The sequence below is a fragment of the Nonomuraea helvata genome (genome assembly GCF_039535785.1).
GTDB classification, from domain to species: domain Bacteria; phylum Actinomycetota; class Actinomycetes; order Streptosporangiales; family Streptosporangiaceae; genus Nonomuraea; species Nonomuraea helvata.
Genome location: NZ_BAAAXV010000009.1, coordinates 726,589 through 753,580, shown reverse-complemented (window position 1 = coordinate 753,580; position 26,992 = coordinate 726,589). Strand labels below are relative to the sequence as shown.

30 protein-coding genes are annotated in these 26,992 nt (G+C 69.6%); 15 read left to right on the top strand and 15 right to left on the bottom strand.

Annotated features, from left to right (window positions below):
- Positions 1-463 precede the first annotated feature (463 nt).
- From ABD830_RS36170 to ABD830_RS36160, 3 genes are all read right to left on the bottom strand, one after another.
- Positions 464-1,966 (bottom strand): hypothetical protein, encoded by a 1,503-nt coding sequence (locus tag ABD830_RS36170; RefSeq protein ID WP_344997779.1) that lies wholly within the window; start codon positions 1,964-1,966, stop codon positions 464-466.
- A 122-nt stretch (positions 1,967-2,088) separates the two neighbouring features.
- On the bottom strand, positions 2,089-2,922 hold the full coding sequence (locus ABD830_RS36165; protein WP_344997777.1) for a hypothetical protein: 834 nt from the start codon (positions 2,920-2,922) through the stop codon (positions 2,089-2,091).
- Positions 2,922-3,476 (bottom strand): RNA polymerase sigma factor, encoded by a 555-nt coding sequence (locus ABD830_RS36160; RefSeq protein WP_344997775.1) that lies wholly within the window; start codon positions 3,474-3,476, stop codon positions 2,922-2,924. Before ABD830_RS36160 ends, ABD830_RS36165 begins: the two co-directional genes overlap by 1 nt.
- A gap of 348 nt (positions 3,477-3,824) precedes the next feature.
- Here ABD830_RS36160 and dnaE point away from each other — a divergent pair, with 348 nt between their 5' ends.
- The gene (dnaE, locus tag ABD830_RS36155; protein WP_344997773.1) at positions 3,825-7,379 is read left to right on the top strand and encodes a DNA polymerase III subunit alpha; all 3,555 of its coding nucleotides are present in this window, start codon (positions 3,825-3,827) and stop codon (positions 7,377-7,379) included.
- A complete protein-coding gene (locus ABD830_RS36150) occupies positions 7,376-7,714 on the top strand; it encodes a DUF6300 family protein (RefSeq protein WP_344997771.1) in 339 nt (112 codons plus the stop codon). The genes dnaE and ABD830_RS36150 overlap by 4 nt, the downstream gene beginning before the upstream one ends.
- A 30-nt stretch (positions 7,715-7,744) precedes the next feature.
- Here ABD830_RS36150 and ABD830_RS36145 read toward each other — a convergent pair whose 3' ends face one another.
- A complete protein-coding gene (locus ABD830_RS36145) occupies positions 7,745-8,197 on the bottom strand; it encodes a hypothetical protein (protein ID WP_344997769.1) in 453 nt (150 codons plus the stop codon).
- Complete coding sequence (locus tag ABD830_RS36140; protein WP_344997767.1) at positions 8,194-8,676, bottom strand: RNA polymerase sigma factor; 483 nt, start codon at positions 8,674-8,676, stop codon at positions 8,194-8,196. Before ABD830_RS36140 ends, ABD830_RS36145 begins: the two co-directional genes overlap by 4 nt.
- Positions 8,677-8,856: 180 nt before the next feature.
- On the opposite strand from ABD830_RS36140, the gene ABD830_RS36135 reads away from it, so the two are divergent.
- From ABD830_RS36135 to ABD830_RS36125, 3 genes are all read left to right on the top strand, one after another.
- Positions 8,857-10,128 (top strand): hypothetical protein, encoded by a 1,272-nt coding sequence (locus ABD830_RS36135; RefSeq protein ID WP_344997765.1) that lies wholly within the window; start codon positions 8,857-8,859, stop codon positions 10,126-10,128.
- A 66-nt stretch (positions 10,129-10,194) separates the two neighbouring features.
- Complete coding sequence (locus tag ABD830_RS36130) at positions 10,195-10,503, top strand: hypothetical protein (protein ID WP_344997763.1); 309 nt, start codon at positions 10,195-10,197, stop codon at positions 10,501-10,503.
- Positions 10,500-11,843 carry a class III lanthionine synthetase LanKC N-terminal domain-containing protein gene (locus tag ABD830_RS36125; RefSeq protein ID WP_344997761.1) on the top strand — a complete coding sequence of 448 codons (1,344 nt, stop codon included), beginning with the start codon at positions 10,500-10,502 and terminating at the stop codon, positions 11,841-11,843. Before ABD830_RS36130 ends, ABD830_RS36125 begins: the two co-directional genes overlap by 4 nt.
- On the opposite strand, the gene ABD830_RS36120 is transcribed toward ABD830_RS36125, so the two are convergent.
- A complete protein-coding gene (locus ABD830_RS36120) occupies positions 11,798-12,418 on the bottom strand; it encodes a TetR/AcrR family transcriptional regulator (protein ID WP_344997759.1) in 621 nt (206 codons plus the stop codon). The genes ABD830_RS36125 and ABD830_RS36120 overlap by 46 nt on opposite strands.
- A 71-nt stretch (positions 12,419-12,489) precedes the next feature.
- On the opposite strand from ABD830_RS36120, the gene ABD830_RS36115 reads away from it, so the two are divergent.
- Positions 12,490-13,155 (top strand): esterase/lipase family protein, encoded by a 666-nt coding sequence (locus ABD830_RS36115; protein WP_344997757.1) that lies wholly within the window; start codon positions 12,490-12,492, stop codon positions 13,153-13,155.
- On the opposite strand, the gene ABD830_RS36110 is transcribed toward ABD830_RS36115, so the two are convergent.
- Entirely contained in the window at positions 13,140-13,619 is a 480-nt protein-coding gene (locus tag ABD830_RS36110; protein WP_344997755.1) for a MarR family winged helix-turn-helix transcriptional regulator, read from the bottom strand. The two genes, ABD830_RS36115 and ABD830_RS36110, sit on opposite strands and share 16 nt — an antisense overlap.
- 103 nt (positions 13,620-13,722) lie before the next feature.
- Between ABD830_RS36110 and ABD830_RS36105 the strand changes: the two genes are divergently transcribed.
- A complete protein-coding gene (locus tag ABD830_RS36105; RefSeq protein ID WP_344997753.1) occupies positions 13,723-14,067 on the top strand; it encodes a DMT family transporter in 345 nt (114 codons plus the stop codon).
- A gap of 31 nt (positions 14,068-14,098) precedes the next feature.
- A complete protein-coding gene (locus tag ABD830_RS36100; RefSeq protein ID WP_344997751.1) occupies positions 14,099-14,419 on the top strand; it encodes a DMT family transporter in 321 nt (106 codons plus the stop codon).
- A gap of 46 nt (positions 14,420-14,465) precedes the next feature.
- Here the strand turns inward: ABD830_RS36100 and ABD830_RS36095 are convergent, their stop codons facing one another.
- Genes ABD830_RS36095 through ABD830_RS36080 form a run of 4 tightly spaced genes read right to left on the bottom strand, consistent with a single transcriptional unit; the run spans position 14,466 to position 18,496 of the window.
- Positions 14,466-16,085, bottom strand: coding sequence for a GMC oxidoreductase (locus ABD830_RS36095; RefSeq protein ID WP_344997749.1), 1,620 nt, complete (start codon positions 16,083-16,085; stop codon positions 14,466-14,468).
- A gap of 51 nt (positions 16,086-16,136) precedes the next feature.
- The gene (locus tag ABD830_RS36090) at positions 16,137-16,643 is read right to left on the bottom strand and encodes a carboxymuconolactone decarboxylase family protein (RefSeq protein ID WP_344997747.1); all 507 of its coding nucleotides are present in this window, start codon (positions 16,641-16,643) and stop codon (positions 16,137-16,139) included.
- Positions 16,640-17,698, bottom strand: a complete 1,059-nt coding sequence (locus ABD830_RS36085; RefSeq protein ID WP_344997745.1) for an NAD(P)H-dependent amine dehydrogenase family protein — start codon at positions 17,696-17,698, stop codon at positions 16,640-16,642. The genes ABD830_RS36090 and ABD830_RS36085 overlap by 4 nt, the downstream gene beginning before the upstream one ends.
- 39 nt (positions 17,699-17,737) lie before the next feature.
- Positions 17,738-18,496 carry a class I SAM-dependent methyltransferase gene (locus ABD830_RS36080; RefSeq protein ID WP_344997743.1) on the bottom strand — a complete coding sequence of 253 codons (759 nt, stop codon included), beginning with the start codon at positions 18,494-18,496 and terminating at the stop codon, positions 17,738-17,740.
- Positions 18,497-18,568: 72 nt separating this feature from the next.
- Here ABD830_RS36080 and ABD830_RS36075 point away from each other — a divergent pair, with 72 nt between their 5' ends.
- On the top strand, positions 18,569-19,135 hold the full coding sequence (locus ABD830_RS36075; protein WP_344997741.1) for a CGNR zinc finger domain-containing protein: 567 nt from the start codon (positions 18,569-18,571) through the stop codon (positions 19,133-19,135).
- A 2-nt stretch (positions 19,136-19,137) separates the two neighbouring features.
- Here the strand turns inward: ABD830_RS36075 and ABD830_RS36070 are convergent, their stop codons facing one another.
- From ABD830_RS36070 to ABD830_RS36055, 4 genes are read right to left on the bottom strand one after another with little or no spacing between them, the layout of a single operon-like run.
- Positions 19,138-20,082 carry a D-2-hydroxyacid dehydrogenase family protein gene (locus tag ABD830_RS36070; RefSeq protein WP_344997739.1) on the bottom strand — a complete coding sequence of 315 codons (945 nt, stop codon included), beginning with the start codon at positions 20,080-20,082 and terminating at the stop codon, positions 19,138-19,140.
- Positions 20,083-20,116: 34 nt separating this feature from the next.
- Complete coding sequence (locus tag ABD830_RS36065) at positions 20,117-20,263, bottom strand: hypothetical protein (RefSeq protein WP_344997737.1); 147 nt, start codon at positions 20,261-20,263, stop codon at positions 20,117-20,119.
- Positions 20,264-20,314: 51 nt separating this feature from the next.
- A complete protein-coding gene (locus tag ABD830_RS36060; protein ID WP_344997735.1) occupies positions 20,315-20,677 on the bottom strand; it encodes a ClpX C4-type zinc finger protein in 363 nt (120 codons plus the stop codon).
- An 18-nt stretch (positions 20,678-20,695) separates the two neighbouring features.
- On the bottom strand, positions 20,696-21,037 hold the full coding sequence (locus ABD830_RS36055) for a hypothetical protein (protein WP_344997733.1): 342 nt from the start codon (positions 21,035-21,037) through the stop codon (positions 20,696-20,698).
- A 353-nt stretch (positions 21,038-21,390) separates the two neighbouring features.
- Here ABD830_RS36055 and ABD830_RS36050 point away from each other — a divergent pair, with 353 nt between their 5' ends.
- The 6 genes from ABD830_RS36050 to ABD830_RS36025 all read left to right on the top strand — a co-directional run bounded on the left by ABD830_RS36050 (position 21,391) and on the right by ABD830_RS36025 (position 26,989).
- Complete coding sequence (locus tag ABD830_RS36050; protein ID WP_344997731.1) at positions 21,391-23,169, top strand: glycosyltransferase family 2 protein; 1,779 nt, start codon at positions 21,391-21,393, stop codon at positions 23,167-23,169.
- A gap of 71 nt (positions 23,170-23,240) precedes the next feature.
- Complete coding sequence (locus ABD830_RS36045) at positions 23,241-24,242, top strand: energy-coupling factor ABC transporter permease (RefSeq protein WP_344997729.1); 1,002 nt, start codon at positions 23,241-23,243, stop codon at positions 24,240-24,242.
- A 3-nt stretch (positions 24,243-24,245) separates the two neighbouring features.
- On the top strand, positions 24,246-25,001 hold the full coding sequence (gene cbiQ / locus ABD830_RS36040) for a cobalt ECF transporter T component CbiQ (protein ID WP_344997727.1): 756 nt from the start codon (positions 24,246-24,248) through the stop codon (positions 24,999-25,001).
- Complete coding sequence (locus tag ABD830_RS36035) at positions 24,995-25,732, top strand: energy-coupling factor ABC transporter ATP-binding protein (RefSeq protein WP_378520912.1); 738 nt, start codon at positions 24,995-24,997, stop codon at positions 25,730-25,732. Before cbiQ ends, ABD830_RS36035 begins: the two co-directional genes overlap by 7 nt.
- Positions 25,733-25,827: 95 nt before the next feature.
- Positions 25,828-26,166, top strand: coding sequence for an STAS domain-containing protein (locus ABD830_RS36030; RefSeq protein ID WP_051112646.1), 339 nt, complete (start codon positions 25,828-25,830; stop codon positions 26,164-26,166).
- Positions 26,167-26,215: 49 nt separating this feature from the next.
- Positions 26,216-26,989: an SDR family NAD(P)-dependent oxidoreductase gene (locus ABD830_RS36025; protein ID WP_344997722.1), complete on the top strand. Its 774-nt coding sequence runs from the start codon at positions 26,216-26,218 to the stop codon at positions 26,987-26,989.
- The last annotated feature ends 3 nt before the right edge of the window (positions 26,990-26,992 follow it).

Sequence of the window (26,992 nt, the reverse complement as noted above, 5' to 3'; positions counted from 1 at the left end):
ACAAGCCCGGCGAGCGCATTCCCTCGCTCGTCGCCCTCATCGAGGAGTTCGGCATCGCCAACGCCACCGGCCAGAAGGTTATGCGTGCTCAGATGCCGCACATGTCGTTGCTGAATGCGCGGCCGGGGTGGGGGCTACCGAGTCGGACTGGGGCTGCGGAGGCGGGGCCGGCGGCACCAGGTAGGCGACCAGCGCGACCACGGCGGCAACTGCACCCGCCAGAGCGCTCACTGCCGGCCAGTTCAGGCGCAAGCCTCCTCCTCCCGCCGCCGGCGGCTGCGCTGATCCGCTCTTCGTCATGCCCTCATCGTGGCCGAGCCGCCGAGGGCGGTCCAGAATGCCTCCTGCTGGTCTTCTTGAACCGCCTCGGCCATAGAGGCGCTGGGCGTCTGCGACCCCTCTTAGAGGGCGTGATCGACATGCCGTTTCCGCAGGTGGTGGAGAGCAGTCTGAGGGGACCCGATCAGGGGCAACTGGCCAATTCCGCTCTCTCTGCGGTGACCTGACTCGGCTTCGAGTGGGTGGGTTGGGCGGTCGTCTGGCGGAGTTCCGTCGTGGTGCTGTCTGCAGGGCGGCCACTCCCTCTGAACTTCTTACGATCTCCGGTTCGGAAAGCGAGGGCGGCGGCCAAACAGGCGACGGGTATGACGGGCAGCACGTACCGGTGGTCGAAGTCCAGGACCGCGGCCGGGCCGATCAGCAGGCCCATCGCCACCGCCCATGGCAGCAGCGCCACGCGGGGGCGTCGGACCGCGGCGACCGCGCCCAGCAGGAGGATCAGGCCCAGGAACGGGCCGCGCAGGTAAGCGGCGTACTGGTAGGCGATGAGGAAGTCCGCGTACGGCGACACCGATGACAGGCCGCGAATGTCCGGGTCGTACTCCCGTTTGACCTTGTCGATCAGCGGCTGGTCGGGCAGCTCCCAGTGCCCGCTTCTGAAGCCGAACGCCGGGGTGGTGCGGTCAGGGTGCGGGATCGGCGTCCAGGAGAAGGCGATGGAGGTGTCGCGTACGACGTGGCCCAGGTAGTCCAGCGGCTGGGCGAGGATCGCCTTGATCGCGAACGAGCGGGCCTGGTCGTTGTACGTGAAGTGGTCGCCGGGCAGCCGGTTGAGCGAGGCTCCGGGTGCCCAGACGTACTCCGAGGCCGCGTCCACTTTCGTCCCGTTGGGGCACAGGGGCGCCAGATCGGGCGGCGGTTGGATGCGGGCGCAGTCGGCGAACGTCATGGTGCGGGCCCACAGGGCGACGCCGTCGGCGCCGCTGATGGCGAAACGGCCGTGGTGCTGGGCGTACCAGGCGGCGTACCCGGCCAGGGGCAGCGCGCCGGCCAGGACCAGCGCGGCCAGCGGCCGCCGGCCCACCCGCCGCACGGCCAGCACGAGTACGACGAGCAGGAGCAGTGGCAGCGCGATCGTCCTGGTCAGCGCGGCTGCGGCGAACAGCAGGCCCGCTCCGGCGGCGGCGCGCACGGACAACCGTGGCGACCACATCAGCACGGCCAGCCCGGCCACGATCAGGAAGATGAACTGCGTGTCGGACAGGACGGCCTGCTCCAGACGCAGGAAGGAGGCGTCGAACAGCAGCGGCACCGCCGCCGACACCGCCACCCAGCCGGGCGCCGACCTGCGGCGCAGCACCGCGTAGAGCAGCATGCCGGTGCTCAGGCCGATGATGTGCTGGACGGCCGCGACCAGCTCCACGCTGTGGAACGGCAGCAGCGCCCGCAGCAGCAGCGGGTAGCCGATCGGGTGGAAGGTCGCCGACGGGGCCGGGTGCACGGCGGTGTCGAGGTAGGTGAAGGAGTCGTACCAGTAGAGCGTGGCCGGGCGATAGGCGAGCATCGTCACCACCCGTAGCGCGGCGGCCAGGAGCAGCAGTGCGACGAACAGGCGGTGACCGGCGAGGAGGCGGTGGTCGGTGAGGAGGCGCTGCGCGGGCAGCGCTACGCGGGTGTCGGTGGGCACGCGAAATCCGATCGTGGGGCATGGCAGGGGGCCGCGCATGCCGAGGAGGGCGCATGGCGGTGATGGGGGCGCGCGCTCAGCCGCGCGCGCCCCGAGGGGTGGCTCTCAGTGCCGGGACGGGATCAGCAGCGGGACGGCGGTGCCGGCCGGGTGCTGGGCTCGGAGCCGACCAGCAACAGGGCCTGGCCGTCGGCGCTCATGACGCCGTCGTGCACGTACCAGTCGCCCGGGGCCGAGGGGGCCGAGGGCTTGCCGTTGGCGATGTACGACGGGGTGACGCCCCGCTCGCGCAGGAGGGCCGAGATCTTGGTGACGCTCTTGTTGACGTAGTCCACGCAGTGCAGAGGCTCGCCGGGCAACGCGATGCGGGGCGGCATCTTGTACCTCTCGCCGGGCAGGGCCCGCCTGCCGAGAGTGATCTCGGCCTTCTTGCCGAAGCCGACCGGCACTTTCACGCCGATGGGGCAGCCGGCGAAACGCTCGCAGGATCCCGGGGCGTCGATCGTGGTGATCGGGCCGTCGGCGGGCACCAATTTGCCGGACAGCAACCGGTCCATGTCGTTGATCACGATGATCTGGCCGGCCAGGCTCGCGGAGGTCGGCACCACGTCGAGCGTGATGTCCAGGCCCCTGGCCCGCAGCTCCCGCTGGTACACCTCGGACTCGGCCAGCAGGTCCTTCACCGTGATCACGTAGTGGTCGTCGACCAGTTCGATGTCGAGCGCGGCGGAGGCGGGCGCCTGCGCGACGCCGAAGGACAGCAGGGCCGCCAGTGTGGCCAGCACCGGCATGGCCGCCCAGCTGCGCGGCCGGGGTACGGCGAGCCAGCTGCGGCGGGGGCGGGGCTGGGGGACAGGGACGGAGGTGATCTCCTCCAGCAGCTCCCTGGCGATCGGCGTCGTGCCGGGACCGGCATCGGGCGCGATCCCGGCCACCAGGCGGTCGATCTCGTGCATCACACAACCCCCTTCGTCATCGCGACGGCGCGCAAGCCGATGCGGGCCATGTCGACGCCGGCCGTGTCCAGGTGCCTGGCCAGCCGTTTGCGGGCCCGGTGCAGCCGCAGCCGGGCGTTGGCGCGCGAGCAGCCCAGGACGGTGGCGATCTCGTCGGAGCTCAGCCCCTCCCAGCCGGCCAGCGCGAGGATCTCCCGGTCGTCAGCGCTCAGCCGCGCGAACGCCTCCTGCACGCCCGCCAGGCCCTGGCCGGCCTCGGCGTGCTCCGCCCACCCGGCGAGCTGCCGGCCCAGCCGCTCCACCAGCTCGCTGCGGCGCGACTCGGCGCGGCGGCCGTTGGCCAGCACCCGGCGGGCCACGCCGAACAGCCACAGGCGCGCGTCCCGCCCTTCGGGGATGTCGTCCAGCCGGCGCCAGGCCGTGGCGAACGTCTCAGCGAGGGCATCGGCGGCATCCTCGTGGATGTCGGTACGTCGTCGGACATAGGCAAGGATGTCGGCATAGTTGGCAACGTAAATCACCTCGAAGCGCTGCTTGCGGTCATGGTGGGTCACGCTGCCTTCTCTCATCCGATCGGTCCTACACCCCGTACCTGTCCGGACCCGCCAGATAGTTTCACCCCGACTTCCGGAGAAAATTGGATGGCCGCATGTCGGTCATCGGTCAGTGCGATCTTCAGGATCTCGTGCGGGCGACCGTACCCCTCCAGCGTCCCCATCGCTCCAGGAGCCGCGACGTCCTCGCCGTCGTCCGGCCCTTGGCCGTCGCAGTCCGGGACGACATGCAGTCTGGCAACAGCTCGCGACAGGGTGTCTGCCCCTTGCGCGCGTCGTACCGACAGCCCCATGAGACGGCATAGGTTCGAGCGGTAAGTCTGGACGGGGCTAGCGTTAGGGGACCGGGTGAGCAAGTCCTTCGTACATCTGCACGTGCACACCGAATACAGCATGCTGGACGGTGCGGCGAAGCTGAAGCCGCTGTTCAAGGAGGCTGAGCGGCTGGACATGCCGGCGATCGCCATGAGCGACCACGGCAACATGTTCGGTGCGTACGAGTTCCAGAAGGTGGCGTCGGGCTCCCCGGTCAAACCGATCATCGGCATCGAGGCGTACGTGGCGCCGCACAGCCGGTTCGTGAAGAAACCGGTGTTCTGGGGGCAGCGCGCCGAGACCGGCGTGGCGGACGGTGAGGGCGGCAAGGACGTCTCCGGCGGCGGCCGGTTCACCCACATGACCATGTGGGCCAAGGACGCCGACGGACTGCGTAACCTGTTCCGGCTGTCGTCCATGGCGAGCTTCGAGGGCTACTACTCCAAGCCGCGCATGGACCAGGACCTGATCTCCCAGCACGCTGCCGGCATCATCGCCACGACCGGCTGTCCGTCCGGTGCGGTGCAGACCCGGATCCGGCTCGGTCAGTACGACGAGGCGGTCAAGGTCGCCGGCGAGTACCAGGAGATCTTCGGTAAGGAGAACTACTTCCTGGAGCTGATGGACCACGGCATCAGCATCGAGCGTGAGGTGCGGGAGGACCTGCTGCGGCTGGCCAAGCAGCTCAACATCCCGCTGCTGGTCACCAACGACTCCCACTACGTGACCGAGGACCAGGCCGACGCCCACGACAGCCTCCTGTGCGTCGGCGTGGGCAAGAACAAGGACGACCCCAACCGGTTCCGGTTCAACGGCTCCGGCTACTACCTCAAGCCGGCCGACGAGATGTACGCGCTCTTCCCCGAGCTGCCCGAGGGGTGCGACAACACGCTGCTCGTGGCCGAGATGGTCGGCGACTACGGCGATGTCTTCCGCCAGGTGGACCGGATGCCCGACTACCCGGACGTGCCCGAGGGGGAGACGCAGGAGTCCTGGCTGCGCAAGGAGTGCGAGGCCGGGCTGGCGATGCGGTACGGCACCCCGATCCCCGCCGAGGTGATGGAGCGCTACGAGACCGAGATGAAGGTCATCGGCCCGATGGGGTTCTCCTCCTACTTCCTCGTCGTGGCCGACATCTGCAAGTACGCCCGCGACAACGGCATCCCGGTCGGGCCCGGCCGTGGCAGCGCCACCGGCTCGATCGTGGCCTACGCCACCCGCATCACCGAGCTCGACCCGCTGGAGCACGGCCTGCTGTTCGAGCGCTTCCTCAACCCCGAGCGGATCAACCCGCCGGACGTCGACCTCGACTTCGACGACCGCCAGCGCGACCGCATGGTGGCCTACGTCACCCAGAAGTACGGCAGCGAGTACACCGCCCAGGTCAACACGTTCGGCACGATCAAGGCCAAGGCCGCCGTGAAGGACGCGAGCCGGATCCTCGGCTACCCGTTCGCGATGGGCGACAAGATCACCAAGGCGATGCCGCCGGACGTCATGGGCAAGGGCGTCCCCCTCGCGGACATGTTCAACGAGAGCCACCCCCGCTACAACGAGGGCACCGAACTCCGCGCCCTGTACGAGAACGACCCCGACGTCAAGAAGGTCATCGACACCGGCCGGGGCATCGAAGGGCTGATCCGCGGCACCGGCGTGCACGCCGCCGCCGTCATCCTGTCGTCGACGCCGCTGCTGGACCTGATCCCCATGCACATGCGGGACAAGGACGGCGTGGTGATCACGGGGTTCGACTACCCGTCCTGTGAGGACATGGGTCTGGTCAAGATGGACTTCCTGGGGCTACGGAACCTGGGCATCATCGACCACGCCATAAAGATCATCAAGCAGAACCGGGGCATCGAACTCGACACCCTGACGATGCCGCTCGACGACGCCAAGACCTACCAGCTCCTGGCGCGCGGCGACACGCTGGGCGTGTTCCAGCTCGACGGCGGGCCCATGCGGTCGCTGCTGAAGCTGATGGAGCCGACCCGGTTCGAGGACATCGCGGCCGTGCTCGCCCTCTACCGGCCGGGCCCGATGGCGGCCAACGCGCACACCAACTACGCCCACCGGAAGAACGCCCGCCAGGACATCGAGCCGATCCACCCGGAGCTCAAGGAGGCGCTCGAACCGATCCTCGGCCCCACCTTCCATCTGCTCGTCTACCAGGAGCAGATCATGGCCGTCGCCCGCGAGCTCGCCGGCTACTCCCTCGGCGGCGCCGACCTGCTGCGCCGCGCCATGGGCAAGAAGAAGCCCGAGATCCTGGCCAAGGAGTTCGCCAACTTCCAGCAGGGCATGCGCGGCAACGGCTACAGCGACGAGGCGATCCAGGCGCTGTGGGACGTCATGCTGCCGTTCTCCGGGTACGCGTTCAACAAGTCGCACACCGCCGGCTACGGACTGGTCGCCTACTGGACCGCGTACCTGAAGGCCAACTACCCCGCCGAGTACATGGCCGCCCTGCTCACGTCGGTGGGCGACGACAAGGACAAGGCGGCCGTCTACCTGGCCGAGTGCCGCAAGATGGGCATCCAGGTTCTCCCGCCCGACGTCAACGACTCCCAGCTCGACTTCGTCGCGGTCGGCGACACCCAGGTGCGGTTCGGCATGGGCGCGGTCCGCAACGTCGGGGAGAACGTCGTCGACGGGATCGTGAAGGCCCGCACCGAGAAGGGCCGCTTCACCGACTTCAACGACTTCCTGGGCAAGGTGCCGCTGACCGCCTGCAACAAGCGGGTCATCGAATCGCTGATCAAGGCGGGCGCGTACGACTCACTCGAACATCCGCGCAAGGGCCTGCTCATGATCCATGAGCAGGCCGTCGAGTCCGTCATCGACATCAAGAAGAACGAGGCGCACGGCCAGGACTCGCTCTTCGGCGGCCTGGCCGACGACGGCGAGGACCAGGTGTTCTCCATCGCCGTCCCGGACGGGGAGTGGGACAAGAAGACCAAGCTCGACTTCGAGCGGGAGATGCTCGGCCTGTACGTGTCCGACCACCCGCTGGCCGGCACCGAGCGCCTGCTGGCCAGGAACCGCGACACCACGATCGCCGACCTGCTGGACAGCGGCCGTGACGACCGCGGCGACGTCCGGGTGTCCGGCCTGGTCACCAAGGTGGACAGGCGGGTGAACAAGGCGGGCAACACATGGGCCATCCTCACCGTGGAGGACATGGACGCCGCGGTCGAGTGCCTGTTCTTCCCCCGCAACTACGAGCTGTACGGGCCGGAGCTGCGGCCGGACATCGTGGTGTCGGTGAGCGGCCAGATCAACAACCGGGACGGCGCCATCTCGATCTTCGCCCAGGAGATGTCCCTCATCGACGTGTCCGGCGTCAACAGCGAATCCGGCGCTCCGATCACCCTGCTGCTGCGGGAGGAACGCATCACCCCGACCCTGCTGGAGGAGCTGCGACAGGTGCTGAAGACGCACCAGGGGCAGGTCCCGCTGCACATCAACGTACGGCGGCCGGCGGGCAAGGTCATGGTGATGGCGCTGCCGGAGTGGCCGGTCAACGGCGCGCCGAGCTTCGCCGCCGACATCAAGGCGCTGCTCGGGCCCGAAGCGCTCTCGCTGTGAGGCGGATCGACGTCGTCACCACCGACGACGCGCCGGCGTGCCCCCGCTGCGGCGGCGAGGGGCTGCTGTGGGCGCGCGTACCGCACAGCTGGGAGAACGCCGCCGGCGAGCGGGTGGACGGCCTCAGCGGGGTCGTCCTGTGCCCTGGCTGCGACGCGCGGACCCCGCACGCCGCCGCGCTGATCACCTGGTTCCACGTCAACGGCCGGACCGACGACGAGGATGCCGAGTTCGTGCGGCTCCTCGTGGAGTGGGCGACCAGTGTGTTCGTGCCGGAGCTGGATGAGCAGGCGTTGGAGGAGGAGGTCGAGCGCTGGCGGCGCGACAGCCGCTGACCCCCTTCACCCGCTGACTGCTGGCTCCCTTCAGCTGAACCGGGCGGCCAGGCGATCGAGCGCGCGCTCGTTGGCCCGCCGTACGAGGAGGGGGACGAGGCCGGCGCGACCGGGCACGCGTACGCCGCCCGTCGCCGCGAACAGCGTCCCCCCGGCGACGGGTACGGCCGCGAGCCCGATCAGCAGGAACCGGCTCTGCATCCAGACCCAGCCCGGCCGCAGGTCCACCTCGAAGCGGGCGCGGAAGCCGTACCGGCTGCGAGCGTGGGCGACAAGTCCGGATTCGGTCTGTTCGACGCGCACGGATCGCATGTCCGGCTCGAACGTGCCGAGCCCCCGCTCCAGGTCGCCCGCCACCTGCCACACCTGCTCGAACGGCGCGGAGATGACCCGGGACGCCACCGCCGCCCCCGATATCGCCGAGGCGAGCACGTGCAGCCTGCGGACGGGGTCAAGCTCGGCCACCGGCCACGAACCACTCATGACGACCACGCCTTCCTGAAGTTGTCTCTGGCTCTGAACAGCCTCGACTTGACCGTCCCCACCGGCACCTTGAGCAGCTCGGCCGCCGCCCGCTCGTCGAGTCCCTCCACGTCGCGAAGCATCAGCACCGCCCGGTGCTCCGGCGAGAGCCGGGCGAGCAGGTCCCTGATGTCCGCCGCCTGCTCCAGGTCAGTGGGTGAGGGCAGGTCGTCCTCGAACTCGACCGTGTGACGGCTCCGCCTGGCCACCCTCACCGCCTCACGCACCGCGATCGCCCTGGCCCAGCCGTACAGTGCGGCGGGCTCGCGCAGGCCGCGCAGACCCTTGAAGATCGCGATCAGCGCCTCCTGCGCCGCGTCCGGCCCATCGGCCAGCGCGATCGGGCCGCAGATCCGGGTGACGTACGGCGTGAGCAGGTCGAGCAGCTCGTTCATCGCCATGGTGTCGCCGCGCTGCGCCGCCCTCACCAGCTCGTTCACTTGATGCATCCTGTCAGCAGCTCGTCGGGCCGCCTCTGCCGGGCGACGTCAACCAGGAAGAGGCGCTCTCCGCCGCTGAGGTTCCATGCCATCTTCAGCGGGCCCTGTGACGCAGAACACGTGGAACGTCCGGGCGGTCCGAGCGCTCTTCCGGGTCGAGACACCCACAAGGAGGAAGCGATGAGAGTTCCGTGGATCTGTGCGATCACGATGGCCCTGGCCCTCACCACGGGGGCCGCCACAGGGAAGGTCCGGGAGGCCTACGTGTCGATGCCCGGGGCCGACGCGCCGGGCCCCGCCGCCGATGACCGGGTCCATGTGCTGAAAGTCGGTTCCGCCGACGCCCGGCAGGTCGTGGTGCTGGTGGCCGGGCAGTTCGGGGCCGCGGGCGGCTTCGGTCCGCTCGCCAGGGAGCTGGCCGCCCGGCTGCCCGGCACCCAGGTCTGGGCCGTCGATCGCCGGGAGCAGAACCTGGCCGATCTGCGCGGGTTCCGCCGCCCGCCGGACCGCGCCGCCGACTACTACCTCGGCGGGCGCTACCGGGCGCGGACGCCACAGAGCGTGCCGTACGTCGGGACGTGGGGTCTCGGCGTCGAACTCGCCGACCTGCGGAAGGTGGTGCTCGCGGCAGCCGACGGCGGACGCCGCCGGGTGATCCTGGGCGGGCACTCGTGGGGCGCGACCACCGCGCTCGCGTACGCCGGCTGGGACTTCGACGGTCACCCCGGATACCGCGACCTGTCAGGTCTGGCGCTGATCGACGGCGGCGTGCACGACGCCTTCGCCGGGGAGGGCTACACCTACCGGCTCACCGCCGACCAGGCGGATGCCCGGCTCGCCAAGATCGCGGATGGCGAGGTCTTCGACAAGTCGCTCACCATGGGCCGGACCGAGACGTTCGCGATCCTGCAGCAGCTCGCGGGCAAGTACGCGGCGGCACTCGCGGACGAACCCTCGGCGGTGGCCGGCCACCTGCCGGACCAGCTGCGTCCACCGGCGAAGGTGACCAACGAAGGGCTGGTCGAGTGGCTGTTCGCCACCCATCCGCTGGTGCCGGACATCAGCGTGAATCCGGCCTACACCTCGACCGCCACCCTTGCCCGCGCGCTGGCCGGCCCCGTGCCCGCCCTGTTCGAGTGGTACTGGCCGAACCGGCTCAGCCTCGATCTCGAGGCAGCCGACCCGTTCGACGACACCTCGGTCGCCCGGAAGCTGGGGCTGCGCCTCACGCACACCCGCGAGATCGACGTACCGCTGTACTCCTTCCAGAGCGGTCTGACGCACGGCACCGTCAACAAGGCCGCCGCGTGGGTGGCGGCGCAGTCGCGGATCACCGACGTGACGTATGCCGAGGACAGCGCCATGACCCATCTGGACCCGCTGTTGGCGGCCCCCGCGAAGAACACCATGCTGAACACGCTGACGCCGTTCCTCGCCCGGCTCGCCGATTAGGTACGGGTTACTCATGCGATGTCGCGGCAGGCGGACGACCCTGAGGGCAGAAAGGAGACAGACACCATGTCCAAGATCGACGAAGTCATCGACCGCGCCCTCCAGGACACCGCCTTCGCGGAGGAACTGCGTGACAAGAGCATGGCTGTGGCCAGGGAGGGGTTCGCCGGCGCGGCGTGGCAGGAGCTCATCGGGTACTTCGCGCAGTCGCCCGACGCGCTGGCGCAGCTGGCTCCGACGGCGAGCGACGAGGATGCGGGAACGACCTCGCTGACGGTGACGACGACCACCACGACCACCACGGCGGCCTGCACGATCACCACGACGACCACCACCACGACCACGACCACGGCCGTTCAGGTGGTCAACGAGTGATCGCCCCGAAGGACGTCATCGCCGGCGCCGAGCAGGAGTGGCGCGCGCTGGTGGCAGAGCATCTGCCACACGCCGCGCCGGAGTCGATCTGGCGGTTCAACCGGCCGTCCAGCTCTCAGGCCGACGGCACACAGGGCTGGAAGCTCCACGTGTCGGCGACCTCGCGCTCGGCCGCCGACGTGCTTCGCAGGGTGGCTCCGGTGCTGGCCGAGATGTCGGTGCTGTGGAAGGCGCCGGGGTCCATGGTCGACATCCGCCGCCTGAACTCGGGCCTGTTCTACGGCTACACGCAGATCGGCAAGGTGATCACCGCGTACGCCGGTGACGCCGACCGGGCCAGGTCGCTGGCCGGCAGGCTGGACGTCGAGCTGCGCGGTGTGCCCGGCCCCCGAGTGCCCTTCGACCGCCGGCTGCGGCCGGGCAGCGTGGTGCATTACCGCTATGGAGCGTTCCATCCGGTCAGCCAGGTCGAGGTGGACGGCGTGCAGGTGGACGCGTTGGTCACCCCCGACGGTCAGCTGCAGCCCGACCGGCGCGCCGAGGCGGTGCCCGGCTGGGTGGAGGACCTGTTCCCCGCGGCGCCGCCGGAGCCGCCGCGAGGTCCGCTCGCCCGTACCTACCTGGCCTACGAGTCCATCGCGCAGCGCGGCAAGGGCGGCACGTACCGCGCGCTCGACCTGAGATCGTCACCGGCCGAACGCGTGGTGCTCAAGGAGGGCAGGAGGCACGGCGAGACCGACTTCGACGGGCGCGACGGCCGCGACCGCGTCGCGCACGAGGCCCGGGTGCTGGCGGAACTGTCAGCCGCCGGCGCCCCCGTGCCGGTGCTGCTGGACTCCTTCGCGTGGGAGGAGAACCACTACATCGTCATGGAGCATCTCGACGGTCCCGGGCTGCTGGAGCTGCCGGGTGAACGCGAGCGGGTAGGGGCCGCCGCGGGCGTGGCCGAGGTGGTGGCCGGCATCCATGCAGCAGGCTGGGCGTGGCGCGACTGCAAGGTGACCAACCTGATCGCGGCGCCGGACGGGGTGCGGGCCATCGACCTCGAGGGGGCGTGTCCGATCAGCGACCCCGACCCGTGGCCGTGGGGCAGCCCCGGGCATGTGCCGCCGGAGTGGCCGTTCACCACGTTGGTGGTCGAACAGGACCTGTACGCGCTGGGCGCGGTCCTCCGGCAGCTTCTGGACGGGATCGCGGCGCCCGCCGAGGTGAGCAGGCTGGTGACGGCCCTGCTCGCCGACGACCCCGCCGAGCGCCCGCCCGCGGCCGCCGTACATGAAGCGCTTTCACGGTTTCATGGGAGGCCGCATGTGAGGTCGTGCTCCAGGGTGCGGGCGTAGGACTCGACGCCGGCCACGATGTCGATCATGTCGGGGTCGAGCAGCCACTGGGTCTGCAGGCCGTCGAGGGTCGCGATGATCTCGGCCGCCTTGGCCGCGGGGTCGATGTCCGCGCGGGTGAGGCCGGCGGCCTGTGCGGAACGGATGCTGTCGGCCACGATGGCGCGCATCGCGCGGTAGCGGTCGACGAAGTGCTGATGGCCGGGAGCGCCGGGCTCGAGGCTCTCCGCGACCAGGACGGTGAACAGCTTGGCCAGCCCCACCCGGTCCTTGTTGCGGCGCGCGAACTCCGGCAGGGCCCGCAGCCGCCCGGTGGGCTCCATGCCCAGGAGCTCCATCGCGAACATCTCGCTGTCGAGGTCGCGCCGCTCGATCACCGCCAGGAGCAGACCGGCCTTGCTGCCGAAGTGGTGGAGGAGGCCGGGCTCGCTGATGCCCGCCCGGGCCGCGATGTCGGCCAGAGATGTGCCGCGGTAGCCGCCGCGCGCGAACATCTCCGCGGCCACCGCGATGATCTCTTCTCGCCGCAGGCGGGCGCGTTCCTGCCTGCTTGGGTCTTGCCTACTCCGGGGCACAGTGTTAAATCTAGCGCATCACTTACCGAGCACTCGCTAAGTGAAGTCCCTCTGGATTGGCGAGGTGGCCCATGTCATGGCAGCGCCGGCACATCGGAGTGTTAGTCGTCGCGGGCACCTTGCTCGCCGGGTCGGGCACCGCTCACGCGGCCCAGGCCGCGGAGCGGGAGCCGGTCATCCTGATCCACGGCTGGAACGGCTCGCCGACCGAGTTCACCCAGATGAAGGCGGCGCTGGAGCAGGACGGTCATCCCGCGTACGCGATCACCCTGCCGGGCGGGGACAACGTCGCCAACGCCGAAGCCATCAGGAACCTGGTGACGCAGGTGCGGCAGGAGCACGGCGGTGGGAAGGTCAGCCTCGTCGGGCACAGCATGGGAGGACTGTCGGCGCGCCACTACCTGAAGTTCCTCGGCGGCGCCGACGCGACGCTGAGCTACGTCTCGATGGGCACCGGTCAGCGCGGCTACTGGCCTGCCTGCCTCCTGCCGGCGAACCAGGGCGGGCAGATGTGCCCCTCCAGCACCTTCCTCAGCCGGCTCAACAGCGGCGACCCGACCCCCGACCCGGTCCGGTACACGCTGCTGGCGAGTTCGCTCGACGAGACGCGCAACGACGTCATCGACGGGGTGTGGTGCAGGGCCGAGTTCGCCGGGGTGGCCCATGCCGACGAACCCAAGTCACAGGTGTTCATCGACGGGGTGATCAGCGCTCTGGACGGTCAGTGCCCGTCCTGAGGACTGGTGGTGAACAGCGGCCTGGCGGTGGTCAGCAGGGTGCTGAGCAGCGGGTTCTGCTGCGCGGCTGCGTCCAGGGCGGCTGACAGGACCTGGGCGTAGGTGCTCCGCGCCTCGCGGTGGCGGGCGCGGCCGGCATCCGTGATGACGGTGTAGACGCCCCGCTTGTCGTCGGGGCACAGGTCGCGGTACGTGTATCCTGCGGCGTTCAGCCGGCTGACCAGGCGGGTGACCGAGCTCTGGTTCAGCCCCAGGCGCGCCGCCAGGTCCTGCATGCGGAGTTCGCCGTCGTGAGCGCCGGCCAGGAGGTCGAGCGCGCGGTACTCGGACAGGCCGAGACCGTGCCGGCGCTGGAGGGCGGTGCCGAGGCTGTGCTCGACATGCGCGTACAAGCTGAGCATGTGGTTCCACATGAGCCCATCCCCGGTGTCGCTCGGGGCGATCTGAGCGGTTGACGACGTCACGTGGTCTCCTTCGGCGGCGATTGACACGAGTTTACTTGTACATGCATACTTTTTCGAGTCGGGATTACTTGTACATACATGCAACTACTTTGGAGCAGCTCACATGGCCTGGATCTACCTGTTGATCGCCTCGGTCTTCGAGGTGGTGTTCGCCCTGGCCACCAACGCGACCAACGGCTTCACCGAACTCGGCCCGTCCCTGCTCACCGCCGCGGCCGCCGCCGGTGGCATCTTCTTCCTCAGCCAGGCGCTGAGAACGCTGGACGTGGGCGTCGGCTACACCGTGTGGACGGGCATCGGCTCGGTCGGCACGGTGGTGTTCGGGACCGTGATCTTCCATGAGTCGATGAACATCTGGAAGGCGCTCGCCTTCGTCCTCATCATCGGCGGCGTCCTGGGGCTCAAGCTCGCCGACACGTTCACCAAGGATCAGGCCACCGCAGGCTGACCACTCACCCTCGATCAAGGAGCACACCGTCATGGCCTGGATCTACCTGGCGATCGCCATCGTCTTCGAGATCGCCTTCGCGCTCGGCACCAACGCCACCCAGGGTTTCACCAAGCTGTGGCCCTCGGTCTTCACCCTGCTGGCCGCCGCGGGCGGCATCTTCACCCTCAGCCTGGCGCTCAGGACCCTGGACGTGGGCGTCGGCTACACCGTCTGGACCGGTCTGGGCTCCATCGGCACCGTCATCCTGGGTGCTCTGATCTACAAGGAGAAGATCACTCTGCCCAAGGTGCTGTCGTTCGCCGCCATCATCCTCGGCGCCATCACCCTCAAACTGGCCGCCGGAGCCTGACCCACCGGAGAACGGCAGCCCCGCGTCGCGGGGCTGCCCGTCCGGTTCAGAGGTCGACGGCAATGATCCGTTCGATGTTCCGTTCGGCCAGCGCGGTGATGGTGACGAACGGATTGACCGAGGTGTTGCCGGGGATCAGCGCGCCGTCGATGACGTAAAGACCGGGATAGGCGGTCAGGCGGCCGTAATTGTCGGTGGCCTTGTTCAGCACCGCGCCGCCGAGCGGGTGATAGGTGAGATGGTCGCCCCAGATTTTGTAGACCCCGAATAAGTCGGTGCGGTAGATCGTCCCTTCCTTCGCGTTTATTTTGTCGAATATGGTCTTGGCCATGTCGATGGCCGGTTGTTTCCAGGACGTCTGCCAGCTCAGGTCCACCGTGCCGGTCGCGGCGTTCCAGGAGAACCGGGCGCGGTTCGGGTTGTTGGTGATCGACAGGTAGAACGAGGCGTAGGTCTCGATCCCGGTGGGCAGCGGGGCCACTTCGGCGAATGCGCCTCCCGCGCTCCAGTTGTCGATGCCGGAGCACGGGATGGCCGACTGGAGCGCGCCTGTCGGGTCCCACAGGTGGTTGGCGCGGCCGCACATGACGTTGCCGTTGTCGCCCCAGCCCTTGCCGACCTCGTCGTTCAGGTTGGGGAGCGCGCCGGTGGCCTTCAGCCTGACCAGCAGCTTGCTGGTGCCCACGCTGCCCGCGGCGAAGAACACCCGATCGGCGGTCACGGTCTTGGTGGCCGTGGTGTCGCCGTTGGTGTTCAGCTGGTCGATGACGACCGTGTAGCCGCCGCTGGCCGCCGGGGTGACCGAGGTGACCTTGTGCAGGGGGGAGACGGCGACCCTGCCGGTGGCCCTGGCCTGGGCGAGGTAGGTTTTCTGCAGCGATTTCTTGCCGTGGTTGTTGCCGTAGAGGATCTCGCCGGCCAGGGCCGACTTGGTGACCGTTCCCGCCGCTTCCTGCTGCATGTAGGTCCAGTCGTACACGTCCGGCACGAAAACGAAGGGGAATCCGGAGCGCTGGGCGTGCTTGCGGCCGACGCGGGCGTACTGGTAGCAGTCGGTGGAGTCGAACCAGGCCGGGTCCACGGTGGCCGCTCCGAGGCCGGCGTTCGCGCGCGGGTAGTAGGTGTCGTACATCTCCGCCGGGTTCACGGAGGGGAGGATGGACGGGAAGTTGGCGCGCTTCGGCGTGACCGCCATGCCGCCGTTCACCAGCGAGCCGCCGCCGACGCCGCGGCCCTGGTAGACCGTGATGCCGCTGAAGTCCTCCGCGTCCAGGACGCCGGTGTAGCGGGGGATGTCCCGGTCGATGGGGAAGCCGAGGAAGTAGTTGAGCGGGGCCTTCGTCCTGGTACGGAGCCAGTAGGAGCGGTAGTCCGGCTCGCGCGTGTTGCAGAAGATCTTGCCGTCGGAGCCCGGGGTGTCCCAGGCCATGCCCATCTCGACCATGTGCACGTCCACGCCCGCCTGGGCCAGGCGCAGGGCGGCGACGGAGCCGCCGTACCCGGTGCCGATCACCAGGACCGGCACGTGGGCCCCGTTCGCGATCGGGCCCGCCGCCGCCGCGGTGGCGGGCTCGCCGAGGGCCGCGGCCCCCAGGACGGAGCCGGCTCCGGCGAGGAAGCCGCGGCGCGAGATGCCGCTGCCCGAGGGTCTGTCGCTGCTGCTCATGTGGTCCTCACTTCCTGGGCTGTGCCGATCCCCCGAAGTGGGTGTGGGTGCCTAGTCCCCCGAAGCGGGTGTGGGTGAGGAGCCGCCGGTCAGCGTGCAGGCGGTGTCGAGGCCAAGCACGTGGTTGAGGCGGCCGAACGCCAGCCATGAGCCGAGGCACATGCTCAGCTCCACGATCTCGAGCTGGCTGTAGTGCGCGGTCATCCGCGCCCAGAACTCGTCGTCGAGCCCGTGGTGGTCGAGGGTGTACCGCTCGGCGTACTCGGCGGCCAGGCGGGTGCGCTCGTCGAAGGCGTCGGTGGTGCGCCACTGCGTCACCGACTCGGCGAACTCCTCCTCGACCTTCTCCCCGTCACGTTCGGTACGCCAGTCGAGGCAGAAGGCGCACCCGTTGATCTGGGCGATGCGCAGCCGGGCCGCCTCGAACTCGCGCAGTCCGAGCGTGCTGTGGGCGTACACCGCCATCGAGAACTTCGAGGCGGCGATCCCGATGCCGGGCACCATCTCGCCCCACACGTACGCGATCGGGTCCCTGTCCTGGGGGATGTCGATGTTCACGGCCGGTCACCTCCGAGTCTGCCGGGGCGCAGCGGGACGTCGAGCGCGTCGTACAGTCCTGGCTCCTCGTCGGCGAGCCAGCCGATGGCGCCCACCAGCCGGGCGACCGCGGTGGCGTTCCCGCCTGCGGAGCCGTTGCCGCCCTCGTCCGTGGCCTCGACCGTGACCTCGATGCGCGGACGGCCCTCGATGATCACGCGGTGCGCGCCCACGCCGTTCGGGGGCGTCGGCCAGTCCGGCGCGCAGGACGGGTGGATGCGGGTGACGTGCTCGATGACGATGCGGGGCTCGCCCCCGACGATGCCCTGCACCTCGAACCGCACCGCGCCCTGGGTCCCCGCCTCGTACTCGCCCACGGTGGCGTCGAGCGGGCGCCGGTCCCGGCTCTCGCGGATCTCGTCGAGCTCGACGCCGAGCGCCCTGGCCATCAGGCGGATCTGCCCGCCCCACACCATCGTCGGGACGGTCGGCGCGATCATGGGCGGTTCGTACTCCATCGGCTGGCCCATGCCGACCAGGTACCGGACCGAGTCCGGCTGGTCGTACGTGGAGTAGTCGAAGATCTCCTGGCAGCGGATCGCGTCAATGGCGGTGCCGAGCCCGCTGACCAGCAGCGGCAGCACGTCGTTGCCCCAGCCGGGGTCGATGCCTGAGACGAACAGCGAGCCGCCGCCCTCGCCGATGGCGGCCAGCACCTGCTCGCGCAGCTCCGGCGGGGCGCCGCGCTGGTCGTAGAGCGCGTACAGGGAGGGGGTGACGACGACGGCCCCCGCCCGGATCGCCCGGGTGACATCGGCGAGCGCCTCGTCGGGGCGGAGGTCGCCCGAGGCCGCGTACACCACGGCTCTGGGGCTCGCGGCCAGCACCGCCTCGACGTCGTCGGTCGCCGCGACCCCGAGCGGGTGGCCGAGCCCGCCGAGCTCCCCGGCGTCCCGGCCCGCTTTGCCCGGATCGTTGACGAGTACGGCTGAGAGCTTCAGCTCCGGGTGGGCTGCGACGGCGCGGATGGCCGCGCGGCCGACGTTGCCGGTGCCCCAGACGACCGTGGACATCATGGCCGGAGCGTAGCAAGCGCTTGGTTGACTGTATAGAGGTCAGCCGCGTACGGCGCACAGCAGGCGGTTGTTGCCCCGCTGCCAGAGCGTGCCGATCTCCGAGAAGCCGGCCTCCCGGAGCGCCTGGACGTGCTCCGACAGGAGCCGGGACTCGGAGCCGTGGTGGGAGGCCCCGGCCGTGGTGCGCCGCTCCTCATGGAGCTCGGCGAAGGCGGGATCCGCCTGGACCGCGTCCCACCAGGCCCGCCAGTCCTCCGGCGGGTTCGCGCCGAACCTCCGCTCCGTCTCCCTGTCGTGGACGGCGTGCTCCAGGCGCGCGAGGGCCGGGGTGGCGTCGTCGGTGTCCAGATGGTCGCCGTTGAGCAGCAGCCCGCCCGGCCGCAGCACGGCCGCGACCTCCCCGTACATGCCCTTGAGGTCGGCGGCGGAGATCCAGTGCAGTGCCGTCGTGCTGATCGCGGCGTCGGCGGGTCCGTCCAGCCCGAGCAGATCCGTCCACCCGCCGGTACGGAGGTCCGCCGAGACGAACGTGATCTGCGGGTACGCGGTACGCCCGAGCCCGATCAGCAGCGGGTCGGCGTCCACCGCGATCACCCTCGCCTCCGGGAGGCGGTCGAGCAGCCGGGCGGACAGCGAGCCGGGGCCGCAGCCCAGGTCGATCACCACCGGATCCGGCCGCCCCAGCGCCTCCACGGCGTCGATCAGAGCGGTGAACCGCTCCTCGCGATCCGGCAGGTAGCCCTCCTGCTGACGGTCCCAGCGCGCCATCCACTGCGATGCGGCATCGTGAGTGAGCATGTACGGCTCCTTGTAACTGTCGTCTAAGCTTTGGGCAGTCACAAGCTAGAACACGAAGGTGTAACCGGTCAAGTGGATTTCAACAGTCACGCCGATGGAGTGGTCAGAGCAGCGGTGGCGCTCGTCAACGCCCTCACCCCAGGTGAGAGGCGGGGGCGCGACCATCCGGCGCCCGGGAGGCCCGGCGCCGCCGCCACTGAGGGCCTGCGTACCGTCTATCCGAACCATCGCGAGGTCGCCGAGCCGGAGGGCGCCGAGCTGGCCGAGGTGGCCGCCCGCCTGCGGACGGTCTTCGCCGCCGTGGCCGCCGGCGACATCGACACGGCGGCAGGACAGGTGAACGCGCTGCTGGACGAGACCCACGCCAGGCCCATGCTCCAGCGGCACGACGGCGAGCCGTGGCACCTGCACTTCCACGGCCGCGGCGGCACCCTGGCGGGCGAGTGGGGGGCGAGCTGCGCCACCGGGCTCGCGATCGTGCTGGGCGGCGAGTTCAGCGACCGCCTGGGCGTCTGTACGGCGCCGCACTGCGACCGCGTCTACGTGGACGTGTCACGCAACGGCACCCGCAGGTTCTGCTCCACGGCCTGCCAGAACCGCGTCAAGACGGCCGCTTTCCGGGCCAGGAGCAGGGCCTGAGGTCACGCCAGCCGGCGGATGGGGGCGCCGGCGAGGAAGGCGTCGATGTCCTCGACCGCCTCGCGGAAGTACGTACGGTAGTTCAGCTCCGTCACGTAACCCAGGTGCGGCGTGGCGAGCACGTTGGGCAGCGTGCGCAGCTCGTGGCCGGGGGGCAGCGGCTCGGTCTCGAACACGTCCAGCCCGGCCCCCGCGATCCGCCCCGCCTGCAGCGCCGCCGCCAGCGCCTCCTGGTCGACGATCGCCGCCCGCGAGGTGTTCACCAGGTACGCGTCCGGCCGCATCAGCGACAGCTCACGCTCCCCGATGAGTCCCCGCGTCCGTTCGCTCAGCACGAGGTGGACGGAGACGATGTCGGCCTCGGCCAGCAGCGCGTCCTTGCCCGGGGCGAGCCGCACCCCGAGGGCGTCCGTACGTTCCTGGGTCAGGTTCCGGCTCCAGGCCACGACGTCCATGCCGAACGCCCGGCCGATCTCCGCCATCCTGGACCCGATCTTGCCGAGCCCCAGCAGCCCGAGCGTGCGGCCGTGCAGGTCCGTGCCCAGCGTGCTCTGCCAGGGGCCGCCCGCGCGCAGGGCCGTCGCCTCCGGCACCAGATGGCGGGTGAGGCCGAGGATCAGCGCCCAGGTGAGCTCGACCGGCGGGGTCGAGCTGCTGCCCGTGCCGCAGACCGTGACGCCGCGCGCCCGCGCCGCGTCCAGGTCGATGGCGGCGTTGCGCATGCCCGTGGTGATGAGCAGCCGGAGATTGGGCAGCCGGTCGAGCACCTCGGCCGGGAGCGGCGTGCGCTCCCGCATGGCGACCACGATCTCGTAGTCGTGGAGTGCGGCCACGAGCTCGTCCCGGCCGGTGAAGTGGCCGCGGAAGCTCGTGGCCCGCACCCTGGACCAGTCGGCCAGGCCGAGAGCCACTCCCTGGTAGTCGTCAAGCACGGCGCAGCGCAGCATGGCCGGAATCTTACGAGGCGTCCGGCAGGCGCTCTCACCCGTCCCCCTGCTCCAGCTCCCCGGGTGTGTCCCGGGGAGCTGGAGCCCGTTTCTCCGCCTCTTCATGCAGCGCCAGGATCAGCAGCAGCTCCAGTTGGAGCTCCTGGAGATCGGGCGCCGCGAGACCGTCGAGCGCGCGCATGTTGGGCCTCCCTGGCTATAGGACGTCCCACGCGCCACAACGGTTCACGGATCAGGTCTCGGTCCTGAAACGTTCCCACGCGGACTGCCGCGTCATGCCGAGCGAGGTGCCGATGCGTTCCCAGCTGACGTCCCTGGTGCGCAGGTGCGCCACCCAGTCGCGCAGATTGTCGTCCACCTGTGCTTGCACGGCGGCGATTTTCGGGAGGTGCTCGAGTATCTGCTCTTCGGTCATCGACTCCCACATCGGGAGCCGGGGCTCGGTGGAGGAAAGCTTTTCCCCTTCGAGGATGTCATTGCACAGTCCTATGCATTCGTCGCAAATGTGCACACCAGGACCGGCAACCATCTTGGTCACCTCCGCGCTCTTCTTGTGACAGAAAGAGCAGCGGATCTTTTCCTTCCAGTCAGGCATGGCCTGACACTACTATCGTCAGGCTGCTCCTGACAACCCCATGTGCTCCCGCAAGATCTCCTGGCGTTCCTCGGTGATGTTGTGGCAGATCGTCACGTACGCGTTCAGCACCTTGCGGTACAGCCCGCGCGCCTGCTCCAGTTGGACGCGCAGCTCCAGGACGCGGTCCTCCTCGCCGCGCTGCTCGGCCTCCGCCAGGAGGGCACGCGCCTCGTCCACGATCTCTTCGGCCCGCATCCTCGTACGGCGAAGCAGTGCGGAGCACTCGTGCAGCTCTTCCAGTCGAGCCGCCGAGGCAATGAACTCGGCAGAGTGCTCGGGCGACTCGTACGCCGCCCGCCTGCGGAGATCCGATCCCATTTACCGCCACCTCCCGGTCAAGGATGCCTAACTGTAGACGCGCAACTCTCGGAGGCGGATCACCCGCCGACGTGCGGGGGTATCTCAATGATCCTGGTGGAAAGGTTTCTATTCCTCGGTAGGAAAACCTCGTCCCTGAAACTCGTTCGGTCCAGGCCAAATGCGGTACTTCATCGGCTATTAGTGGAATGCCGTAAATCTCCGCTCTCGGCAAAAGCCGGGGATGAAGACGCCCGATCCGCCCCCATGAAGACCGTTGGCGGTCACATACTGAGACCGGACAACAGCGCAACGTGACTCAGGCGGCGGTGGTGGCGATGTCGGCAACGGGGAACGAAGACGACGCGGTTGACGTGAGCGTCGTCATCCCCGCGCACAACTGCCGGGCATACCTCGACAGATGCCTCACCTCAGCGCTCGTGCAGCGCGTGAAGAAGGAGATCGTCGTCGTCGACGACGGCTCCACGGACGGCAGCGGCGAGCTGCTCGACCTCTACGCCACCTATCACAAGGACAGCATCAAGGTCGTCCACATCGAGTGCAGCGGCGGCGCGGGCCGGCCGCGCAACGTCGGCATCGAGCACGCCACCGGCCGGTACGTGTTCTTCTGCGACGCGGACGACTACCTCGGCCCCGAGGCGCTGGAGCGCATGGTCGCCATGGCCGACAGGAACGGCTCCGACATCGTCCTCGGCAAGATCGTGGGGCACGGCCGGCGCGCGCCGGTCTCGATGTTCCAGCAGAGCGCCAACCGCGTGGGCCTCGGCGACAGCAACGTCTACAACAGCCTGTGCTGCTTCAAGCTGTTCAGGCGGGAGATGCTCGAACGCCACCGCATCAGGTTCGGCGAGGGCATGCTCGTCGGCGAGGACATCGTCTTCACCGTCCACGCCTACTGCCACGCCCGGGTCATCTCCGTGGTGGCCGACTACGACTGCTACCACCTCGTGTCCAGGCCCGACGGCAGCAGCATCATGCAGCAGAAGGGCAGCAGGGACCCGCTGGCCTGGCTGGCCATGATCAGGCGGCCGATCCGGCTCATGGCCGAGCACGTCGAGCCCGGCCCGCTCCGCGACCACCTGCTCCGCAGGCACTTCAGGCTCGACGCGTTCGCGCAGCTCGGGGCGGTGTTCCTGGAGAGCGACGACATACGGCGCAAGGACATCGCCAGGGAGGTGGCCGCACTCTGCGACGAGTGGTACACGCCCGGGGTGCACGAGCTGCTCAACAGCATCGACCGGCAGCGGGCGACCGCGCTCGGGGACATCGACCGCCTGGTCCGCCTAGCCCGCATCGAGAACGCCACCGTGCGGCGCAGGCTGACCGGGCTGCGCTGGGACGGCGACCGCCTGGTGGTGACAGGCTCCGCCCGGCTGGACGGCATCAGCAGTGACGACGGCCTGGCCGTGGTGCTGCGCGCGCGGCACGACCCGGCCGCCGAGATCGTCATCCCGGCCGAGCGGAAGGGGGGCGATTTCACCGTGCGGGTGGACGTCTCCGCGCTCGCCTCGGGGATCTGGGATCTGCGGGTGGCGGTCGAGCTCGAGGGCGTGGTGCGGTTCGGCAGGCTCGGGGCCGAGCGCGACAGCGGCCTCGCCCTCCCGCCGTCCCGGCTGATCGACGGCGTGGTGGCCCTGCCCTACTTCACCAGGGACAACGGCAACCTCAGCATCGACGTCGGAGGCCACGTGGTCGCGGTGCCCGGCACGGCGCGCCTCATCAGGACGAGATGGGGGCTGGGGCACCGGCTGCTCATCGACGGCGAGGTCAGCGTCGTCGGCACCGCCCCGGCGGTCTCGGCGGTCAAGCAGATCGTCTGGCGCGAGCGGCGCACCGGACGCGAGCGGACCGAGGGCGTGCTGGCGCTGCCGGGCGGCGGTTTCGCGGCCAGGGTCGCGATCGGCTGGCTGCCGCCGGGGACCTGGGACGCGTACCTGGAGCTCGATCTGGGCGGGCCGCCCGCGCGGTTCAGGATCGAGACCGACGCCGAGACGGTCGCGGCGCCGCGCAGGTGGCTGGGCGCGGCCGTGCTCAGGACCGTGCGGCCGTACGCGACCTCGGGGAAGGGGCGGCTGAGCACGGTGGTGCGGCGGCTGACGGCGCGGACGATCATCAGAAGGATCACGCGCTAATTGCCATCTATGTGCAGGTGCAAGACGATGTCCTAAAGTAGGGACCGTTTGGCTCTTGCAGGAGGTTGGCCGTGCACGTACCCGATGGCTTCTTCGATGCGGCGACATCCGTCTCGGCCGGAGTCGTGGCCGCAGCCGGTGTCGCGGTCTGTCTACGCGGGGCGCGGCGCGAACTCGACGACAGGACCGCACCCATGGCCGGCCTCGTCGCGGCCTTCATCTTCGCCGTCCAGATGCTCAACTTCCCCGTCGCCGCCGGCACCAGCGGCCACCTGCTGGGCGGGGCACTGGCGGCGATACTCGTCGGGCCCTATACGGGCGTGTTGTGCATGGCCGTGGTCCTGCTCGTGCAGGGGGTGTTCTTCGCGGACGGCGGGCTCACCGCGCTCGGGATCAACATCACGATCATGGGGATCGTCACCGTGCTGGTCGGGTGGGGGATCTTCCGGCTGGTCATGAGGCTGGCCAGAGGCAAGGTCGTGGTGGCGGCGTTCCTGGGGGCGCTGGTCTCGGTGCCCTCCTCCGCGCTGGTGTTCTCACTGCTGTTCTGGATCGGCGGGACCGCGCCGATCCAGGTGGGCGCGGTGGCGGCGGCCATGGGCGGCGTCCACGTGCTGATCGGGATCGGCGAGGCGCTGATCACCGCGGTGACGGTCGGCGCGGTGCTCGCGGTCCGGCCCGACCTCGTGTACGGCGCCCGCGGCCTGGCCAAGCCCCTCGTCCTGCGCGGTGCGGAGGGCACCAGCACCACTGTCGACGAGCCGGAGCCCGCCGCGGCCGCGCCCGGCAGGCTCAGGCCGTTCCTGCTCGGCGGGGTCGGTCTGACGCTGGTGCTGGCCGGGGTCGTGTCGTTCTTCGCCTCCTCCTCACCCGACGGGCTGGAGGCGGTCGCGGAGAACAAGGGCTTCCTCTCGCAGGCGGGCGACCACGTGGTGACGTGGGGGCTGGCCGACTACGGCGAGGTGGGCGGCATCCCCGTCGGCGTGGCCGGCATCGTCGGCGTCGGGCTCGTGCTGATCATCGCCGGTGCCGTGGCCTACGCCGCGCGGAGCCGTACCAAGGTCGAGGCCTGATCCATGAGCGCGGGTCACCATCACCAGCTCTACCTGCCGGGCGCCTCGGTGGTGCACCGGCTGCCGCCGCAGTGCAAGCTGCTGGCCGTCTTCGCCTTCGCGATCGTCGTGGTGGCCACGCCGCGGGAGCGGTTCTGGGCCTTCGCGGTCTACGCCGCGCTGCTGGGGGCCGTGGCGGTGGCGGCGAAGGTGCCGGTGACGTACGTCCTGCGGCGGATGGTGATCGAGGTGCCCTTCGTGCTGTTCGCGTTCCTCATCCCGATCGTCGGGATGGGGGAGCGGACCAGCGTCCTGGGCGTCTCGCTGAGCGTGCCCGGGCTCTGGGCGGGGTGGAACATCCTGGTCAAGGCCACGCTCGGCGTGATCGCCTCCATCCTGCTCGCGGCCACCACCGAGCCGCGGGTGATCCTCGTCGGGGCACAGCGGCTGCGACTGCCGAGCCTGCTGGTGCAGATCGCCATGTTCATGCTGAGGTACATGGACGTGATCGTGGATGAGATGCGGCGGATGCGGGTGGCCCGGGAGTCCCGGGGGTTCGAAGCACGAAATTTCCGGCACATCCCAGTGATCGCCCGGTCCGCCGGTGCGCTGTTCATCCGGTCGTACGAGCGAGGTGAGCGCGTGCATCTGGCGATGCTCAGTCGGGGATACTCAGGACAGATGCCGATTATTCAAGATTTTTCGGCATCTGCCCGCCAATGGGGCATCGCCCTAGCCCTCCCGGCCCTGGCCCTCGCAGTATGGGGACTCTCCTGGTGAACTCTCTCGAAGTACGGCAGCTCGCCTACGCCTATCCCGACGGCACGCAGGCGCTGTTCGGCGTGGACCTGTCGATCGCCCGCGGCGAGCGCGTGGCCCTGCTCGGCCCGAACGGCGCCGGCAAGACCACCCTCGTCATGCACCTCAACGGGATTCTCACCGCCGGTCACGGAAGCGTCACCGTGGCCGGCACCCCGGTGCGCAAGGACACGCTCAAGGAGGTCAGGCAGCGCGTCGGCCTGGTCTTCCAGGATCCGGACGATCAGCTCTTCATGCCCACGGTCAGGGACGACGTCGCCTTCGGCCCGGCCAACGCGGGCGTGCGCGGCGAGGACCTCGACCGCGTCGTCAAGGACGCGCTGGAGCGGGTCGGCATGCTGGAGTTCGCCGACCGGCCGCCGCACCACCTGTCGTTCGGCCAGCGCCGCAGGGTGGCGGTGGCGACGGTGCTGGCCATGTCGCCGGAGATCCTGGTGCTCGACGAGCCCTCGTCCAACCTGGACCCGGCGGCCCGCAGGGAGCTGGCCGAGATCCTGCGCTCGCTCGACGTGACGGTGCTCATGGTCACGCACGATCTTCCGTACGCGCTGGAATTGTGCGAACGCTCGCTGATCCTCTCCGGCGGCGTGATCGCCGCCGACGGCCCCACGCGAGAGCTGCTCTCCGACGCGGAACTGCTGGCAGAGCACCGCTTGGAGCTTCCGTACGGCTTCGCCATCCCCGTGGTATGAGGCCTATTCAAGGCAGCTTGTCCGCATCTTCGTAGTTTGTGCGTGCCCAGTATCCGGGGATGTCGAAGTACAGTGGCTCATCGAGGAGGGGCCAAATGAAGCTGCGGCTTGCGCGACACGCTCTTGGCGATGCCGTGGTGGTGGCCGTTGAGGGTGAGCTCGACCTGTTCACCGCACCGTTCCTGCGGGACGAGGTGCGTGACGCCATCAAGCAGGACGGCGCCAAGCTCGTGCTCGACCTGCAGCAGTTGTCGTTCATGGACTCCAGCGGCCTGTCGGTGCTGATCGAGGCCTGGCGGCTGGCGACCGGAGAGGGCGGAGGTGTGTCCCTGGCGGCGCCTCAGGCGCCCGTGGCGCGCATTCTGCGCACGACCGGGCTCGACCGGCGGATCAAGGTCTACTCCGACGTGGACAGTGCCGTGGGCGAGATTTGACCGCACCCCGAGTAGAACTTCATTCGGTCTGCGGGTTAGGGTCCGGAATATGGACGTGAACGGATCTGCAGCAATCATCTCCGGCGGCGCCAGCGGCCTCGGCGAGGCCACGGCCCGCGAGCTGGCCCGCGTGGGCGCCACCGTGGTCGTCGCCGACCTCAACGAGGAGCGCGGCAAGACGGTCGCCGACGAGATCGGCGGGGTGTTCGTCAGGACCGACGTGTCGGACGACGACCAGGTGCAGGCGGCCGTGGACGCCGCCGTGGCCACCGGCAAGCCGCTGCGCGTGGTGGTCAACAGCGCCGGCATCGGCTGGGCCGAGCGTACGGTCAACCGCGACGGCAGCCCGCACAACTCGGCGACCTACCGCAAGGTCATCGAGATCAATCTGATCGGCACGTTCAACCTCATGCGCATCGCCGCCGCCGCGATCGCCAAGACCGAGCCGGCCGACGCCGACGGCCAGCGGGGCGTGGTGATCAACACGGCGTCCGTGGCCGCGCTCGAGGGCCAGACGGGGCAGCTCGCGTACTCGGCCTCCAAGGGCGGCATCGTGGGCATGACGGTGCCCGCGGCGCGCGACCTGGCCGCGATCGGCGTACGGGTGAACACGATCTGCCCGGGCATCATCGACACCCCGATCTACGGCTTCTCCGCCAACGCGGACGAGTTCAAGGCCAAGCTGGTGGCGCCGGTGGTGTTCCCCAAGCGCATGGGGCGGGCCGACGAGTTCGCGCACCTGGTGCGGTCGCTGATCGAGAACGACTACATGAACGCCGAGGTCGTCCGCTTCGACGGCGGCATCCGCTTCCAGCCCAAGTGAGGT

Bases quoted from the DNA above. Each gene is read 5' to 3' on its own strand.
- ABD830_RS36030 (WP_051112646.1), top strand. From the start codon at position 25,828: ATGAAGCTGCGGCTTGCGCGACACGCTCTTGGCGATGCCGTGGTGGTG.
- ABD830_RS36025 (WP_344997722.1), top strand. From the start codon at position 26,216: ATGGACGTGAACGGATCTGCAGCAATCATCTCCGGCGGCGCCAGCGGC.
- ABD830_RS36080 (WP_344997743.1), bottom strand. From the start codon at position 18,496: ATGCTCACTCACGATGCCGCATCGCAGTGGATGGCGCGCTGGGACCGT.
- ABD830_RS36115 (WP_344997757.1), top strand. From the start codon at position 12,490: ATGTCATGGCAGCGCCGGCACATCGGAGTGTTAGTCGTCGCGGGCACC.
- ABD830_RS36145 (WP_344997769.1), bottom strand. From the start codon at position 8,197: ATGAGTGGTTCGTGGCCGGTGGCCGAGCTTGACCCCGTCCGCAGGCTG.
- ABD830_RS36065 (WP_344997737.1), bottom strand. From the start codon at position 20,263: ATGCGCGCGCTCGACGGTCTCGCGGCGCCCGATCTCCAGGAGCTCCAA.
- ABD830_RS36105 (WP_344997753.1), top strand. From the start codon at position 13,723: ATGGCCTGGATCTACCTGTTGATCGCCTCGGTCTTCGAGGTGGTGTTC.
- ABD830_RS36165 (WP_344997777.1), bottom strand. From the start codon at position 2,922: ATGCACGAGATCGACCGCCTGGTGGCCGGGATCGCGCCCGATGCCGGT.
- ABD830_RS36130 (WP_344997763.1), top strand. From the start codon at position 10,195: ATGTCCAAGATCGACGAAGTCATCGACCGCGCCCTCCAGGACACCGCC.
- ABD830_RS36070 (WP_344997739.1), bottom strand. From the start codon at position 20,082: ATGCTGCGCTGCGCCGTGCTTGACGACTACCAGGGAGTGGCTCTCGGC.
- ABD830_RS36085 (WP_344997745.1), bottom strand. From the start codon at position 17,698: ATGATGTCCACGGTCGTCTGGGGCACCGGCAACGTCGGCCGCGCGGCC.
- cbiQ (WP_344997727.1), top strand. From the start codon at position 24,246: ATGAGCGCGGGTCACCATCACCAGCTCTACCTGCCGGGCGCCTCGGTG.
- ABD830_RS36100 (WP_344997751.1), top strand. From the start codon at position 14,099: ATGGCCTGGATCTACCTGGCGATCGCCATCGTCTTCGAGATCGCCTTC.
- ABD830_RS36135 (WP_344997765.1), top strand. From the start codon at position 8,857: ATGAGAGTTCCGTGGATCTGTGCGATCACGATGGCCCTGGCCCTCACC.
- ABD830_RS36095 (WP_344997749.1), bottom strand. From the start codon at position 16,085: ATGAGCAGCAGCGACAGACCCTCGGGCAGCGGCATCTCGCGCCGCGGC.
- ABD830_RS36055 (WP_344997733.1), bottom strand. From the start codon at position 21,037: ATGGGATCGGATCTCCGCAGGCGGGCGGCGTACGAGTCGCCCGAGCAC.
- ABD830_RS36060 (WP_344997735.1), bottom strand. From the start codon at position 20,677: ATGCCTGACTGGAAGGAAAAGATCCGCTGCTCTTTCTGTCACAAGAAG.